Origin of the sequence: Bacillus sp. N13C7 (assembly GCF_026790065.1) — a bacterium.
In the GTDB taxonomy this organism is placed as follows: domain Bacteria; phylum Bacillota; class Bacilli; order Bacillales; family Bacillaceae; genus Bacillus.
Window position 1 is genome coordinate 326,131 of record NZ_JALAMO010000007.1, and the last position, 16,540, is coordinate 342,670.

General features: G+C 45.4%; 16 protein-coding genes. 9 read left to right on the forward strand and 7 right to left on the reverse strand.

Translation table 11 applies throughout. From position 1 onward, the window contains the following. Position 1: 1 nt before the first annotated feature. A complete protein-coding gene (locus tag MOB98_RS09785; RefSeq protein WP_268360472.1) occupies positions 2-361 on the forward strand; it encodes a phage holin family protein in 360 nt (119 codons plus the stop codon). 24 nt (positions 362-385) lie between these two features. Here MOB98_RS09785 and MOB98_RS09790 read toward each other — a convergent pair whose 3' ends face one another. Next, a complete protein-coding gene (locus MOB98_RS09790) occupies positions 386-1,597 on the reverse strand; it encodes an MFS transporter (protein WP_268360471.1) in 1,212 nt (403 codons plus the stop codon). 22 nt (positions 1,598-1,619) lie between these two features. Then, positions 1,620-2,129, reverse strand: coding sequence for a MarR family transcriptional regulator (locus MOB98_RS09795; RefSeq protein ID WP_268360470.1), 510 nt, complete (start codon positions 2,127-2,129; stop codon positions 1,620-1,622). Positions 2,130-2,548: 419 nt separating this feature from the next. Between MOB98_RS09795 and pchC the strand changes: the two genes are divergently transcribed. Continuing rightward, the gene (gene pchC, locus MOB98_RS09800) at positions 2,549-3,295 is read left to right on the forward strand and encodes a cyclo(L-leucyl-L-leucyl) synthase (protein ID WP_268360469.1); all 747 of its coding nucleotides are present in this window, start codon (positions 2,549-2,551) and stop codon (positions 3,293-3,295) included. 15 nt (positions 3,296-3,310) lie between these two features. Beyond that, entirely contained in the window at positions 3,311-4,528 is a 1,218-nt protein-coding gene (gene cypX / locus MOB98_RS09805) for a pulcherriminic acid synthase (RefSeq protein WP_268360468.1), read from the forward strand. Positions 4,529-4,566: 38 nt separating this feature from the next. On the opposite strand, the gene MOB98_RS09810 is transcribed toward cypX, so the two are convergent. Then, entirely contained in the window at positions 4,567-5,028 is a 462-nt protein-coding gene (locus MOB98_RS09810; RefSeq protein ID WP_268360467.1) for a MarR family transcriptional regulator, read from the reverse strand. A gap of 164 nt (positions 5,029-5,192) precedes the next feature. Here MOB98_RS09810 and MOB98_RS09815 point away from each other — a divergent pair, with 164 nt between their 5' ends. Further along, the gene (locus tag MOB98_RS09815; protein WP_268367161.1) at positions 5,193-9,062 is read left to right on the forward strand and encodes a metallophosphoesterase; all 3,870 of its coding nucleotides are present in this window, start codon (positions 5,193-5,195) and stop codon (positions 9,060-9,062) included. Between the two features lie 18 nt (positions 9,063-9,080). Here the strand turns inward: MOB98_RS09815 and nagR are convergent, their stop codons facing one another. Genes nagR through nagA form a run of 3 tightly spaced genes read right to left on the reverse strand, consistent with a single transcriptional unit; the run spans position 9,081 to position 11,744 of the window. Continuing rightward, a complete protein-coding gene (gene nagR, locus MOB98_RS09820) occupies positions 9,081-9,812 on the reverse strand; it encodes an N-acetylglucosamine utilization transcriptional regulator NagR (protein WP_268358216.1) in 732 nt (243 codons plus the stop codon). Between the two features lie 16 nt (positions 9,813-9,828). Then, positions 9,829-10,557: a glucosamine-6-phosphate deaminase gene (nagB, locus tag MOB98_RS09825; protein WP_268358215.1), complete on the reverse strand. Its 729-nt coding sequence runs from the start codon at positions 10,555-10,557 to the stop codon at positions 9,829-9,831. Beyond that, positions 10,554-11,744 carry an N-acetylglucosamine-6-phosphate deacetylase gene (gene nagA, locus MOB98_RS09830; protein WP_268358214.1) on the reverse strand — a complete coding sequence of 397 codons (1,191 nt, stop codon included), beginning with the start codon at positions 11,742-11,744 and terminating at the stop codon, positions 10,554-10,556. Before nagA ends, nagB begins: the two co-directional genes overlap by 4 nt. A 181-nt stretch (positions 11,745-11,925) precedes the next feature. Between nagA and hprK the strand changes: the two genes are divergently transcribed. Genes hprK through hprF form a run of 5 tightly spaced genes read left to right on the forward strand, consistent with a single transcriptional unit; the run spans position 11,926 to position 15,812 of the window. After that, on the forward strand, positions 11,926-12,858 hold the full coding sequence (gene hprK / locus MOB98_RS09835) for an HPr(Ser) kinase/phosphatase (RefSeq protein ID WP_268358213.1): 933 nt from the start codon (positions 11,926-11,928) through the stop codon (positions 12,856-12,858). A gap of 13 nt (positions 12,859-12,871) precedes the next feature. Further along, the gene (lgt, locus tag MOB98_RS09840) at positions 12,872-13,681 is read left to right on the forward strand and encodes a prolipoprotein diacylglyceryl transferase (RefSeq protein WP_268358212.1); all 810 of its coding nucleotides are present in this window, start codon (positions 12,872-12,874) and stop codon (positions 13,679-13,681) included. A 23-nt stretch (positions 13,682-13,704) separates the two neighbouring features. Beyond that, on the forward strand, positions 13,705-14,643 hold the full coding sequence (locus MOB98_RS09845) for a nucleoside recognition domain-containing protein (protein WP_268358210.1): 939 nt from the start codon (positions 13,705-13,707) through the stop codon (positions 14,641-14,643). Beyond that, positions 14,640-15,290, forward strand: coding sequence for a pyrophosphatase PpaX (gene ppaX / locus MOB98_RS09850; RefSeq protein WP_268367162.1), 651 nt, complete (start codon positions 14,640-14,642; stop codon positions 15,288-15,290). Before MOB98_RS09845 ends, ppaX begins: the two co-directional genes overlap by 4 nt. Positions 15,291-15,293: 3 nt before the next feature. Continuing rightward, positions 15,294-15,812: a heptaprenylglyceryl phosphate O-acetyltransferase gene (gene hprF, locus MOB98_RS09855; protein WP_268358208.1), complete on the forward strand. Its 519-nt coding sequence runs from the start codon at positions 15,294-15,296 to the stop codon at positions 15,810-15,812. A 22-nt stretch (positions 15,813-15,834) separates the two neighbouring features. Here the strand turns inward: hprF and pelC are convergent, their stop codons facing one another. Beyond that, complete coding sequence (gene pelC, locus MOB98_RS09860) at positions 15,835-16,500, reverse strand: pectate/pectin lyase PelC (RefSeq protein WP_268358207.1); 666 nt, start codon at positions 16,498-16,500, stop codon at positions 15,835-15,837. Between the last annotated feature and the right edge of the window lie 40 nt (positions 16,501-16,540).

The window sequence follows — 16,540 nt, forward strand, 5'->3', positions numbered from 1 at the left end:
CATGGTAAAATGGGCAGTCAGCATTTTGGTAAATGCATTGTTATTAATCGTCATTGATGGATATATTGATTCTATCCATATCAGCAGCATCGGGGCAGCAATTATCGCCAGCCTCATTTTATCGATCTTAAACGTGCTGATTAAACCGCTTTTGATTATCTTTACACTGCCAGTCACGATGGTGACGCTTGGTCTCTTTTTGTTTGTGATTAACGCGATCACGCTTATGATGACTGCTTCCATTATGGGTGACAGTTTTCAAATTGACGGCTTCGGCACAGCGATATGGGCATCCGTTATCCTATCGGTGTTCCATTTGCTGATTCAAAAAGGCATTTTAGATCCGCTGCGAAAGAAATAAGCTGCCATACAGATGGCAGCTTTTTTACATGTGGTGCTTTTTTTGTTTCGTGCGCTTCTGCGGCGAAAACATTGAAGGAAGAAGGCAAAAGCTCAATGCGGCAAATCCAACGCCTAGGAGGCTAAAGGACATGGCAGACGGCATCATTGTGAGCAAGTAGGCAGATACCATCGGACCTGCTGCCATGCCTGTATATCGGATAAAGTTAAACATTCCGATTGCACTCCCTCTGTTGTGCTCAAATTCATTGGTAATCATTGTAGAGTACAAGGGAGGAATAACCCCCATCGAGATGCCAAACAGTGCCAGCGTCAGAGCCATGAGAACGAGAGAAACGGAATGTGTAACAGCAAATAAAATGATGCTGCAGGCGGCAATCACATTGCTTCCGATAAACAAAGTGTGCAGCCCGATTTTTGCCTGTATTCTTTTAAACAGAAACGTACCTGCAATCGTGCTCAGCGCCAGCGGCAAATATAACAGTCCTGCTATACCCACATCTATATGGTAATGCTCTGTCAGCAATATTGGGAGGTAGACAATTACTGCAAAATAAATGAAAAAGAGGACAAAACTTAAGGCTAAAATGACGTTTCCTGTGCGATTTGTAAATATAGATTTATAATGAGTCAACACATTGCCCTTGGCTTGCTGCTTACATTCAGCGGGAGAATCCTTAGGAAAGTATATGCTGTTTGTTACCAGTATAACGACAGAGATGGCCGTAAGCATCCAAAAGATCCCTTCGTATCCGGCTGCTCCGCCGATGAATCCCCCGAGAACAGGGGCGATAGCAGGCGCGGCGGAAAGGAGCATCTGATATGTTCCCATCGCACTCCCTCGCTCACTGCCTGTAAAAAGCTGTCCGATCGTTGTGGCGGCAATAAGAGGCAGTGCTGCGGACCCGGCTGCCTGAATCATTCTGAATATCAGAAATAAAGTAAAGTCAGTGGTCACTGCACAGCCGATGCTGGCTGCTGCTGTTGCCAGAATACCGGCAATCAAGACAAAACGCGCGCCTTTAAAATCTATGATGGTCCCTAATATAATTTGCATAATGGCAGTCACGATCATAAAGACGGAGACTGACAGATTCACCATAGCTGCGGAAACATGGAACGATTCTTTAATAACCGGGATAATAGGTGAATAAATGTTTTGGCTTAAAGATGCAAAAAATGCGCTGAAGCAAACAATATATAAGATCCATACCGCCTTTGATTTTGTTTGAGCCATAAAGTGTACACCGCCTTTTTGTTTACTGTACAGGTTTGTCCGGAGTCGCATCGGTTTGTTCCGCTTCGAGTTTCAATGTCAGCTGCTCTAAAAATTTCAATACAGCACGCTGTTCATCTAAAGAAAATGAATCAAGGAATTGGTAAAAAGCCAGCTCCTTTTTTTTATGCAGTTTCTCATGAAGCTCAAAAATCTGTCTTCCTTTACGTGTTAATTTGAAATACACTTCTTTTTTGTTATCTGACAGCTGATAGCTGTTAATGAATTCTTCCTTTATCAGTTTTGTGCTGATTTTCGTTACATTCGCTTTCGATAAGTTCATTTTTTTGGCAATCCCCGCATTGTTAATGGGCTCATGCTGGCCGATGCAGTCAATGACGTGAATGCTTGTCATATTTTTGGGAATTTCAGCTACATCCTCTTCTGCGGCCTCCTTAAAAAATTGCTGAAGTGAAGTGTTCGCTTTTTGTTCATTAAGGTGCAGCAGTCTCACGTATATGTCGTATATCATCTGTTTTGTCAAATCAGACATAGGCTACCTTCTTTCTTAGGAATAATAGTTTACGATGAAACAATAATCGTTTACTGGTGAACAATTTTATTTTATCTTTTCTTGTTTTCGTTGTCAATTGTTGGTGTTTAGACTATTTGTTGATATGTCATGCTGAATATGCGTGTAAAAAGTGTGTGAAAAATGTGATGTTTACATTTATTTTCAAATATTTGGGTACAGATCATATTGACGTTTGGAAGGAAAAGGGATAAAATGACTAATGTTTACTAGTAAACATTTATCATGATATGGGTATTGAAAATGATTATTAAAAACTTAAAAAACATTTGGAAACTTTAAGTGCTGCCTGCCATTCGTCTTGTTCAGTTGTTCTAGCTATTCCATCTTGTATTTGAGGGTGATGACTTAAAGCGGGATAAGTTTTAGGGGTGAATGAGATGACCGGAATGGTAACGGAAAGAAGGTCTGTGCATTTTATTGCTGAGCCATTAACAGAAAACTGCAGAGAAATATTTGAACGGCGCAGGCATGTGTTGGTGGGGATCAGCCCATTTAACAGCAGGTTTTCAGAGGATTATATTTACAGATTAATTGGATGGGCGAAAGCTGAATTTAAAAGCGTTTCTGTTTTACTTGCGGGGCATGAGGCGGCTAATCTTCTAGAAGCGCTTGGAACTCCGAGAGGAAAGGCTGAACGAAAAGTAAGGAAAGAGGTATCACGAAACAGGAGATTTGCAGAAAGAGCTCTTGTGGCTCATGGCGGGGATCCGAAGGCGATTCATACATTTTCTGATTTTATGGAAAACAAAGCCTACCAGCTGTTGAGACAAGAAGTTGAACATGCTTTTTTTGAGCAGCCTCATTTTCGACATGCTTGTTTGGACATGTCTCGTGAAGCGATAATCGGGCGTGCACGGGGCGTCAGTTTGATGATGGAAGAAGTCAGTGAGGATATGCTGAATTTGGCTGTGGAATATGTCATAGCTGAGCTGCCGTTTTTTATCGGAGCTCCGGATATTTTAGAGGTGGAAGAGACGCTCCTTGCTTATCATCGTCCGTGGAAGCTGGGTGAGAAGATCAGTAACCATGAATTTTCTATTTGTATGCGGCCGAATCAAGGGTATCTCATTGTACAGGAAATGGCGCAGATGCTTTCTGAGAAACGGATCACATGTGAAGGATGATAGGGGGAGTAAAACATGAGCCAATCGATTAAATTGTTTAGTGTGCTTTCTGATCAATTTCAAAACAATCCATATGCTTATTTTTCACAACTGCGGGAGGAAGATCCGGTTCATTATGAAGAGTCGATAGACAGTTATTTTATCAGCCGCTATCATGATGTCCGCTATATCCTTCAGCATCCGGATATCTTCACGACGAAATCACTTGTTGAGCGTGCCGAACCAGTCATGCGAGGCCCTGTGCTGGCCCAAATGCATGGAAAAGAACACTCTGCCAAAAGAAGAATTGTAGTGAGGAGCTTCATCGGTGACGCACTGGATCATCTGTCTCCATTGATTAAACAAAATGCAGAAAACTTGTTAGCGCCTTATCTTGAAAGAGGGAAAATTGATCTCGTCAATGATTTTGGAAAGACGTTTGCGGTGTGCGTCACGATGGACATGCTCGGGCTGGATAAAAGAGACCATGAAAAAATCGCTGAGTGGCACAGCGGAGTTGCCGATTTTATCACGAGTATCTCTCAATCTCCTGAAGCGCGGGCACATTCGTTATGGTGCAGCGAACAGCTTTCCCAATACTTGATGCCGGTCATTGAAGAACGTCACGTCAATCCGGGATCAGATTTAATTTCCATCCTATGTACTTCTGAATATGAAGGCATGGCGATGTCGGACAAGGATATACTCGCACTGATTCTTAATGTGCTGTTAGCCGCAACGGAACCGGCTGATAAGACGCTGGCACTGATGATCTACCATTTGCTCAACAATCCTGAGCAGATGAATGATGTTTTGGCTGACCGTTCTTTAGTTCCAAGAGCCATTGCGGAGACATTGCGTTATAAACCGCCGGTTCAGCTGATTCCGCGGCAGCTGTCCCAAGATACAGTGGTCGGCGGTATGGAAATCAAAAAAGATACGATTGTTTTTTGTATGATCGGTGCGGCTAACCGGGATCCTGAAGCATTTGAACAGCCTGACGTGTTTAATATTCATCGGGAGGATCTTGGCATCAAGAGCGCTTTTAGCGGCGCCGCCCGGCATCTCGCTTTCGGATCCGGCATTCATAACTGTGTAGGAGCAGCTTTTGCCAAAACCGAAATCGAAATTGTAGCTAATATTGTGCTGGATAAGATGCGGAATATCAGATTAGAGGAAGACTTTTGTTATGCTGAGTCCGGTCTGTATACACGCGGACCCGTCTCACTTCATATTGTATTTGACAGGGCTTAATAATATGGAAAGGTCTCTCCCGTGCGGGTGAGGCTTTTTTACATATGCTTGATCCACAAGTTAATAAACGCAGTCACTGTTTTCAACTCATCAATTGAAAATTCATTGAAGAGCTGTTTGTATCGCTCCTTTGCTTTTTGATGAAGCCGTTCATGTAACCCCGCCAGTTCTTTGCCGCTTTCAGTTAACGTATAAAAAATTTCTTTTTTGTTGCCCGGCTTTTTTGTCACTGTAATGATGTTATGTTTCAACAAAGCTTGAATTGCTTTTGAAACAGCTGCTTTTGAGATATGTAAGCGGGCTGCTAAGAAGCTGTTATTCACATTTTTGCTGGTATGTATACAGGAAACAATGTGAAGCTGGGTCAATGTCCAGTCTTTTTTGAGGTGGTCGAGATGTTTTGAGGACGGAATCTGCACCTTTTGCCAGACGCGTTTATCTCTTTTTAATGCGAATTGTTGTATAGCTTGAAATAATTCATCATGAATGCTGTTGTCCATCAATCTGCCTCTCTGATTTAATTGTTAACCGGTTAACTATCCTTAGTTTACTGGGGAATAGTGGAATTTTCAAGAGGCAGACGCTTTTTTGTTCTCTTTACACAAAAATTAATTCATAAGCTTCCCTGTTCAAACGCAAAATACATGAAAAGGGAGGTGCTTTGATGAGGAAATCCACAGTTATTGCTTCTTTATTCTTGTCATTTCTTTCAGTTTTATATGGCGGTCATCATGAACCAAAAGCTGTTCCTGTTATAAAACAGGAACCATTTCAAACGCCTCATTACATACCCTTGCTTGAAAATCCTCCTCAAATCGATGTGAAAGCTGAAATGAAAAGCAATCTGATAATTGAGGCACAAGTGCGTGACAATGAATATCAAGCATTTTCTGCCTTTCTGTTTTATAAACAAAGTAATGAGCTGGGCTACAAAATGGTGCCGATGGACCCGACACCCGGAGCGGTCCGCAAGTTTTTGGCACAAATCCCGAAACGGTTGATTTGGAACAGCGAGCTTGAGTATTACATTGTGGTTTCCAATGGGAAGCAGCGGGTCGAGTCAGAGATGAAGAAACTGAAGCTTGAAGGGTATCAGGCTGATCTTGCTCATATTCCTGAGCTTCTGATCACAGAGCTGGCAGTTGATACAAAGAACACAGGACGTGCAGACGGGTATGAATTTATTGAGATTTATAATACCACTGACCGAACGATTGATTTTAAAGACTATCATATCCGTTATCGCTACCCAAAAGAAGGGCCTGACTCCGATCTGATTTGGAGACCTGATGAAAAAATCCTGATACCATCCGGCGAAACGTTTGTCGTCTGGCTGAAGCCTGCCGGGCATCCGGAATTGACGGCGGAAGATTTCAATCGGTATTACAAGACACAATTAACGGAAGGGAAAAACCTCGCGGTGATTGAAGAGGCAGAGGGCATGGCCAATACGAGGCCGCGGGCAGTTGTGATATCAACGAATACAGGAAAGGATATTTCGGTTGCTCACTATCGGAAACATACGCTGCGCCGGCTGTCGTCTGTGCTGTACAAATATCCGCTTGACGGAACCGCAGAACTTCTCAATATTTCAATCGGAGAAAAGAATCCATCCCCTGGAGCCGTATTACAGGCGCAGGTGCCTGAGCAGAAACGGAAAATCAAGCTTGATAAAGAAAAGCCGGTCATTGAGGATTTGACTGACCGCAAGCCTGTCCGTCCTGCAGAAAGCATTGAGCTGCGGGCTGATATACGGGACCGCAGTCTTGTGAAAACCGCAGCCTTTTACTACCGGACGGATGAAAACAAACCGTTTAAGCGCATTCTCGCTGAAAAAGACCGCAACGACAATCTGTACCATTATATTGTGTATTCGCCTGAACTGATCGGGAAGGATCAGCTTGAATATTACGTGGCGGCAGGGGATGGGATCAATGAAGCGAGAACACCGGTTAAAATGATTGATATTAAGCAAACAAGCAAGTCGCATGGTTTGCGGCTGAACATTGAAAATAGAGACACGCTTTCGGGAACTCAATTTCTCAAAGCGACGACAGACGGGCGCACGGACAGCATTAAGCTGTGGATTGACGGCAAAAAACAAGTGACAGAGCCCGCTATGGAAAAAGAAGTCTATTTTGCGTTCGATACGAGAAAAACGAATCTTTACTTTAAAAACGCGGTAACAATGGAAGGGAAAGTGTTAAAGGTGTTTGATGACACGACAAATAAATACCGCACCTATTCTGTTCCATTGCCAGAGACACTGCTTCGGAAAGGGAAGCAGCTGCAGCGTATTACGATACGATCAGGTTCAAAGGCGTCTCCGTTTGATACGGCTGAAAACCGAGATGATTTCTTAGTCAAAAACGCCCGATTGGTGTTATCGGATGGTACGGTCATCAGGGATGAGAGGGTTTCTCCTGAGAAGGAACTCTTTATTGGTGATAATCAGCGGTCGAATAAAAGCTGGCAATTTCAATTCAATCTGCCTGACGGACTGTTTACCTCACAGCTGCTGGAGTGGGATACATCAAAGCTTTCTGAAGGCGCTCACCATATTCAAGCAAGCGATGGCAAGGAAAATGTAAGCCTGGTTGTACGGGTGGATAATTCAGGGCCTCACATTGAGCCGAATATCACCGAGGGACAAACGTATAAAGGAAACCTCATTCTGCAGGCGGATATGTATGATAAATGGAGCAAAATTGAGGAAGCGGAGGCGTCTTTAGACGGTGAAAGCATTACCCTTCCCTACCATACGTCATCTTCTGAACTTTTGCCGGGGAAACATTCTTTAAAAATAACAGCAACGGACCTCGCGGGCAATAAGACGGTCATTGAGCGGACGTTTAAAACAGAACGTGAGCATCCGGATCAGCCGGAGGTCATTGATACCGAAGCCGACACGCATAAGGCGAAGCTTTCTGTGCGGGTGAAGGATCCGACGGATGACCCTATGGATGTCGCTTTTTATAGAGGATTTCAATATACAGCGCGAAACAATGTAAAAATATTTAAGCATGCATCACTGACTGAACCGCCGAAAAACTTTGTGCCGGAACGTGAGGCCCCGTTTACGAATAAAGAATTGGAGCGGGTATCTGCTGCTGACGGAAAAGCAGTATCGACAGAAAAGAAGGAGCTTTTCCCTTATCACCGCTTTGAAGTGACGGTTGATCCGTCAGTTGATGAGAATGACTTGGCGGAAGCGGTCTGGAAAGGAAGTTCTTTGCAGGGAAGAAAGGTGACGATGTATGCTTGGAATTATCGGACAAACGAGTGGCAGCCGATTGACAGCTTCGTTGCTAAGGATAAGAAAACGTTTACGCTGAAGGCGTCAGTAATCGTCTCCGATTTTGTGCGGAAGTCAAAGATGAATGTGATTGTCCAGGATGAAATTCCTCCTGCGAAGGATATGTACACATTTGTCTGGATGTCCGATACACAGTATTACGCCGAAAGCTATCCGCATATTTTTGATAAACAGAACGCATGGATCAAAAATAATCAAAAGCAGTTCAATATCAAATATGTGTTTCACACGGGTGATATTGTAGATGATTCTGCCGATATCAGACAGTGGAAAAACGCTGATCGGTCAATGTCCGTTCTGGACAAGAACGGAATTCCTTACGGCGTGCTGGCCGGCAACCACGATGTCGGGCATAAGGACGGCTCCTACAGAGCGTTTGGCAAATACTTTGGCAGTCATCGTTTTGATAAAAAATTGCATTATGACGGTTCCTATAAAAATAACCGCGGACATTATGACCTGATTTCCAGCAACGGCAATGACTATATCATGCTGTACATGGGATGGGGCATTACGGATGAGGACGTCGCGTGGATGAATCAGGTGCTGAAGAAGCATCCTGACCGGATGGCTGTTTTAGCTTTTCATGAGTATTTGCTGGTCAGCGGAAACAGAAGCCCGATCGGAGAGAAAATATTCAAAAAAGTCGTGAAGCCGAATCCGAATGTGGTAATGGTGTTAAGCGGGCATTATCATAGTGCGATGAGAAAAACAGATGAGCTGGATGATGATGGTGATGGAAAACCGGATCGCCTCGTGCATCAAATGCTGGCCGATTATCAGGGCGGACCGGAAGGCGGGCAAGGGTATTTGCGTTTGCTGCAGTTTGACCAGGCAAGTGATATGGTGCATGTGTCGACGTACTCTCCGCATTTACAAGATAAAAACTATTATGATACAGATACCTACGGCAACAAGGATGAGTTTTCCCTTTCGCTTGACTTGAAGCCGAGGATCAAAAAGGTGGAAACCGATTATTTTGAATGTAATGTATATACCAATGAAGAGCTCGGAAAGCGGGAGCAGGTGAAAAGCGGGGGTACCGCTGAATTCCGTTGGGAGCATCTTGAGCCGCACTCTGTTTATTATTGGTACACGATTGTAGAAGACCGTTTTAACGGCAAAACGAAATCACCGATCTGGAAGTTCAAGACGAAAAAAGAAACATATCGTCCGGCGCCAGACCAGTTAGATTTTCGCCATGTCTCCAATCCTTAAATAGGGTTGGAGCTTTTTTTATGAAAGCCGGTCCATATAGTGGACAAATGTATAGCGGTCGCCTCTGTAAACAGATTTGGCATGTTCAAAAGCAGTTCCGTTCTGTAAATACGTTGTTCGTTTGATTAACAGGACAGGCGCTCCCTTTTGAATGCCAAGAATGCCCGCTTCTTCCGAGGTTGCAGCGCTTGGTTCAAGCTCCTGTTTTGCACGGGAAATCGGTATGCTGTTGTACCTTTCAATATGCTCGTAAATCGACGATTGAAAATGCGATTCGTTTAATTCCCCAGCAAGCTCAAACGGAATGTGCGAGGATTCAATCGCCATCGGAATATCATTCGCCAGCCGCACCCGAGTGATTTTATGGATAGGGGAGGGGTGCCCGCAGCCTAATATTGCAGCGAGCTCCTCAGTTGACTCAATAAGCTGATAGTCAATGAGCCTGCTGCCCGGTATCATTCCGCGGCTTTTCATATCCTCGGTAAAGCTTGTCAGCCCTTGGAGTGCTTGTTCCATTTTTGGCTTGCTGACAAAGGTGCCCCGGCCTTTCAGGCGATAGAGGAAGCCCTCATTGACTAAATTAGAAAGCGCCTGGCGAACCGTCATCCGGCTGATCCCGAATTGTTCGGCATATTCGCGCTCAGAGGGAAGTGGCATATCCGGCTGCAGCTCTCCGCTCTTAATTTGGGCTTTTAATTGCTCCATAATCTGATAATAAATCGGAATAGGCGATTGTTTATCAATATTCATAGTCAGCATGTTCCTTTCAAGGCTTTAATGCCGCGGCTTCACGATCAATCAAAACCGTAACATCAGAATGCAGGTGCAAAGCAGATGCGGGAAAATCTTCGCTTATGTCTCCTTCTAACAGCTTTTTCACGGCCTCCGCTTTGCTTTTGCCGGAAATAAGCAGGAGAATGCGTTTGCTTGAGAGGATCGTCTCAATTCCCATTGTGAGCGCTTGTTTTGGTACGCTGTCTATGGAAGAAAAATATCTGGCATTCGCCCGGCGGGTTTGTTCATTTAATGTTACAACGTGTGTTCGCGACTTGAAAGGCGTTCCCGGTTCGTTAAAGCCGATATGCCCGTTTCGCCCAATGCCGAGAAGCTGGATGTCAGTGCCGCCGAGGGATTTGACTAATTGGTCGTACCGCCTGCATTCTGCTTCAAGATCGTCTGCATTTCCATCGGGAATAAAATGCCGGCTTGGCTGGCTGTCGATATGCTGAAAAAAACGATGATTCATATAGTAGTGATAGCTGTTCGGGTCATCGCTTGAAAGTCCGGCGTATTCATCCAAATTAACCGTAGTGACGTTTTTAAATGAGAGGTTCTCAGTTTGGTGCAGGCGGATCAGCTCGCGATACGTGCCTTCCGGCGTGCCGCCTGTAGCTAAACCGAGCACGGCGGCAGGTTTTTCCTTCACTGTGTCTGCCACTATGCTGGCTGCTTTTTGGCTTAGCTCTTCATATGTTTGACATTCCATTACTTTCATATCTGGTCAGCCTCCTTGGATATAAATGCAATGTTTCCGCGGCAAATGGTGAGAATCACCTCGCAATCACTGCTGACAATGACAAGATCCGCATCTTTTCCCTCTGTCACACTGCCTTTTCGGTCAAAGATGCCCAGCTGTTTGGCCGCGTTTGCAGAAGTTATATTAGCTATATCCGTCCAAGGGCAATTTGTAAACTCACGCATATGCCGTGCGCCTTCGTTCATTTTGAGGATCGAACCGGCAAGTGTGCCGTCTGAAAGAAGAGCGGTTTTTCCTCTTACCGTCACACTTTGGCCGCCAAACTCATATACTCCGTCTTTCAGTCCTTTTGCCCTCATGGAATCGGTAATTAAAATGAGTTTGCTGCTGCCCTTTGCCAGAAAAGCAAGCTTTGCCGCTAAAGGATGGGAGTGGATGCCGTCTGCGATAAGCTCTGTCACAAACCCCTCATGAGCCAGCGCCGTTCCGATCACGCCGGGCTCTCGGTGATGAAACGGGCTCATTGCGTTGTACAGATGGGTCATATGGCTCGCCCCTGCTTTCGCGGCCTCCGACAGTAGTGCGGAGTCGGCATCTGTGTGCCCCATCGACGCGATAATCGATTCGTCTTTTAAATAGCGGATCAGTTCAAAATGCTGATCCTCCTCTGGCGCAAGTGTGACAATTTTGATCAGCCCGCCTGCCTCCTCCTGCCACTTTTTGAAAAGCGCAACATCCGAAGGCCTGATCCATTCCTTTGGCTGCGCTCCGGCTCTTTTAGGTGAAACAAAGGGGCCCTCTAAATGAATGCCTAGCAGTTCAGCGCCTTGTAAAGAGGATTCTTCAGCTGCTTTCCAATCTCTTGCATTCACCAAAGCTTGAGAAATGTGCCCATGTTCCTGAGTAATGGTTGTTGCTAAAAAGCTCGTCGTGCCTTCTTCGGGCAGTCTTGACGACATGGTGTCGAGAGCGGAAAAGCTTGCATCCATCGTATCGGCGCCATAGCCGCCGTGAATATGAATGTCAATCATACCGGGAAGCAAAACGGAATCTGCCGGTGCCTTTATCTCTTTTGAATAAGATTCTTTAGGCTGTTCTGTTGAGACTGTGCTGATTTTTCCGCCTTTGATTCCGACATAGCCATTTTTGATTACTTCATTTTCTGTCACGATCGCGATGTCTCGGATAAGTAGACTTTCTGCCATAGGTGATCCGCCTTTCTGGAATATGAATACATTTATTTTACTCTTTTTCAGACTAGTGATCTAGACCAGCTGAGGTGTTTTCCCGCCTTTTATAAAATCTGTTTTAGGTTCAAGCCCGAAAGTGATAAAATGAAGGTATTGTGAGCAAGCTCGGGGCAGCCCGGAACAGGAGGAACATATCGTGGCAAAGGTTCGCACAAAAGACGTAATGGAACAGTTCAATTTGGAATTAATCAGCGGTGAAGAAGGGATTAACCGCCCGATTACAATGAGTGACTTATCAAGACCAGGCATTGAAATTGCCGGATATTTTACATATTACCCGAGGGAGCGCGTGCAGCTTCTCGGAAAAACAGAGCTTTCTTTCTTTGAGCAGCTGCCGGAAGAGGAGAAAAAGCAGCGAATGGATTCTCTGTGCACTGATGTAACACCAGCTATCATTCTTTCCAGAGATATGCCTATCCCGCAGGAGCTGATTGACGCTTCTGAAAAAAACGGTGTGCCTGTCCTCAGATCACCGCTGAAAACGACAAGGCTGTCAAGCCGTTTAACTAACTTTCTTGAGAGCCGGCTGGCGCCTACCACGGCGATTCACGGCGTTCTTGTCGATATATATGGTGTCGGCGTGCTGATCACAGGAAAAAGCGGCGTCGGAAAAAGTGAAACTGCGCTGGAGCTTGTGAAAAGAGGGCACCGCCTCGTTGCCGATGACTGCGTTGAAATTCGGCAGGAGGATCAGGATACTCTTGTCGGAAACGCTCCAGAATTAATTGAACATCTCCTTGAAATCAGGGGGCTTGGCATTATCAACGTGATGACGCTGTTTGGCGCCGGTGCGGTCAGAAGCAATAAACGAATCACGATTGTCATGAACCTTGAACTTTGGGAGCAGGGTAAGCAATACGACCGTCTCGGACTTGAGGAAGAAACCATGAAAATCATTGATACGGAAATTACAAAACTGACAATTCCCGTCCGTCCGGGCCGAAATCTCGCAGTCATCATCGAAGTGGCGGCAATGAACTTCAGATTGAAGCGGATGGGGCTGAATGCCGCTGAACAATTTACCAACAAGCTGGCGGATGTCATTGAAGACGGTGAACAAGACGAATAGGAGTTGGCGTTAAATGAATGAAGCGATAGAACCACTCAATCCAATAGCATTTCAGCTGGGGCCGTTAGCCGTCCATTGGTACGGAATCATTATCGGTCTCGGCGCTTTGCTCGGGCTTTGGATTGCCATGAGGGAAAGTGAGAAAAGGGGGCTGCAGAAAGATACGTTTATCGATCTTGTCCTGTTTGCCATTCCGATTGCGATTATTTGCGCACGAATTTACTACGTTGCATTTGAATGGGATTATTATGCGGCGCATCCGGGAGAAATCATTAAGATTTGGAAGGGCGGCATTGCCATTCACGGCGGGTTAATCGGCGCCATTTTAACAGGTTATGTGTTTTCAAGAGTGAAAAACCTTTCATTCTGGAAGCTTGCGGATATTGCCGCCCCCAGCATTTTGCTCGGCCAGGCGATCGGCCGCTGGGGAAACTTCATGAATCAGGAAGCGCACGGCGAGGCAGTCAGCAGAGCCTTTTTAGAAAACCTGCACCTGCCTGAATTTATCATCAATCAAATGTACATCAACGGGCAATACTACCACCCTACTTTTTTATATGAATCACTGTGGAGCCTTGTCGGCGTCATCGTTTTGCTCCTCCTGCGCAGAGCGAATTTAAGGAGAGGCGAGCTGTTCTTGACCTATATCATTTGGTATTCGATCGGAAGATACTTTATTGAAGGAATGCGGACTGACAGCTTAATGCTAGCTGATACACTTCGCATCGCTCAGGTGATTTCAATCGTATTGATTGTTTTGGCTGTGGGAGCCATCATCTTCAGACGGGTCAAGGGGTACTCGAAGGAGCGTTACGCGGAGTAGACGTCAACAAAGGGGGCTGAGGGATGAAGAAAATCTTTCTGGCTGGTCTTGCGGCAGGTCTTCAAACAACATGGACGCTCGGTAAAGTCATTTTCCCGGTAACACTATTGGTCACTTTGCTCCAGCATACGTCTGTCATGGATTGGCTGGTACGGCTGATCACACCGGTTATGGGCCTGTTCGGGCTTTCAGGTGAAGCGGCCATTCCGCTTGTGCTGGGAAATATGCTGAATCTGTATGCGGGAATTGCCGGGATTTTGACATTGGATTTATCTGTGAAGGAAGTCTTTATTTTAGCTGTTATGCTTTCATTCTGTCATAACTTGATTATCGAATCGACAGTTGCCGCAAAGGTTGGCATCAGAATTGGCGTCATATTGGCCGTGCGCATCGGTTTGGCCGCTGTGTCAGCCATCGTCATCAACCTCATTTGGCATGGCGGACAGGAAACGGCGCAGTACGGTTTTATCGCCGCAAAGAGCACGGCGCCAGACGGCTGGCTGGCAATGCTGGCCGAGGCTTTAATGAAAGCCGGACTTGGTGTTTTGCAGCTGGCGGCAATTGTGATCCCGCTGATGATCATTATTCAGTTTTTAAGAGATTTAGGCTGGCTGCATCGGTTTTCCAGGTGGCTGTCTCCGTTTACGCAGCTGCTTGGCATGAATAAAAATACGTCTATGACGATGGTGGCGGGACTGACAATCGGTCTGGCCTACGGAGCGGGTGTCATGATCAAGGCTGTCGAGGATGACGGTGTGAGCAGGCGGGATATGACGTTGGCATTTATTTTTCTCGTTGCCTGCCACGCGGTCGTGGAAGATACATTAGTCTTTATTCCGCTCGGCATACCGGTCTGGCCTCTTCTTCTGATTCGTGTCGCCACAGCAGTACTGCTGACGATGGTCATAGCACATACGTGGAAAAAATGGAAACCTTCACCGGTTGGAAAGGAAGCAGTATGAGTGACAAACAAGTAACGACGATTTTGTTTGATTTAGACGGGACCCTTATTAATACGAATGAATTAATTATCGCGTCCTTTTTGCATACACTGGAGCATTATTACCCAAGCAAGTATAAAAGAGAGGATGTGCTCGCATTTATCGGGCCGTCTCTTTTTGAAACATTCTCTTCGATGGACCCTGATAAATGTGATGATATGATCGCCATGTACAGAGCGTACAATCATGACATGCATGATACACTTGTGACTGAATATGAAACCGTGTATGAAACCTTGGATGCACTGAAAAAATCCGGCTTTAAATTAGGGATTGTGACAACGAAATTAAGAGATACTGTCAATATGGGCCTCAAGCTGACAGGAATCGGCGAATTCTTTGAAACGGTCGTCACTCTTGATGATGTGACAAATGCAAAGCCTGATCCCGAGCCTGTGCTTTTAGCGCTGAAACAGCTTGGAAGCGTGCCGGCGGAAGCCATTATGGTCGGCGATAATTACCACGACGTGCTGGCAGGGAAAAACGCCGGAACAAAAACGGCCGGAGTCGCATGGACGATTAAAGGGCCGGAAATGCTGGCGAAGCATGAGCCTGATTATATGCTTGAGAAAATGAGTGATCTATTACAAATCGTTGGAGTGAAGTAATCTGTGAGAAAAACAGATCGCCATCCGGTCACGGGGGCTAACTCACTATGGCATGTCTATCAAACGGTGCCTTTTGTAAAGGTTGTCAAAAATTTTATTGTCATTCAAATGGCGAGATATACACCGTTTATCGGTATGAAAAACTGGCTGTACCGTACATTTCTGCGGATGAAGGTAGGAAAACAGACATCCTTTGCCCTTATGGTGATGCCGGATATTATGTTTCCGGAAAAGATCTCAGTCGGAACAAATACAATCATCGGGTACAATACGACCATTTTGGCCCATGAGTATTTGATTCATGAATACCGGATCGGCAAAGTCCTGATCGGAGACGAAGTGATGATCGGTGCGAACACGACCATTCTGCCAGGTGTGGAAATAGGGGATGGCGCAATTGTGTCCGCCGGAACGCTTGTCCATAAAGACGTACCTGCCGGGGCATTTGTCGGCGGAAATCCGATGAGGATCATCTATACGAAGGAAGAAATGCAAGAGAGATTCAAAAAGCCCGCTGAATAAACATCAGCAGGCTTTTTTATTGTTAAAATTGAGTATTGTTGTTTTCGTAAATATGCTGAACGCCGATCCATTTTTGGCCGACATTGGAGTAGCGTGTATTTGTCATTTTGACCGTGCTTGTTTTGCTGTCTGTCCGGAATATCGCTTCTTTCATGTTCGTGATGGTGCACTTATCGATGATCACATCAACGTGGAAGGTTGAACCGCCTAGCTGTCTAATGAATTTTCCGCCATTGTCCGCCGTGAAGTTTTTCACTGTGAATGTGCTGGCCTTATTGATCTGGAAAATCTTATCTGACGCTTTTTGGGCAGAGCCGCCGTCAATGGTTACTTTTCCTTCCTTCTTCACCGTTAACGCATCCTCACCAACATCTTCCCACTTTACATTCTGAATGTTAACGTTTCCATAAGTGTGCACGCCATCAGCAGCAGGTGCGCCAAGCACCACATTTTTCAGGGTTGCTCCATCCTCTACGCGAAAAACAGGTTCCTGGTTTTCAGACTGGCTTCCGTCACCTAATTCTTTCCCTGCTACAAACCGCTGTCCTTTCCCGTCATATGTTGTATTTTTTGGTACGATAATTGTTTCGTGAACCACTTTGTCAGCTGCAAATGCAGTTGATGACTGAAACTGGCTGAAACCTATAACCAAACTGAACATAAATAGGATAGACACGATTCTTTTCAATGATAAAATCCTCCCCGGAATATTTAATTTGTAAGAGAAG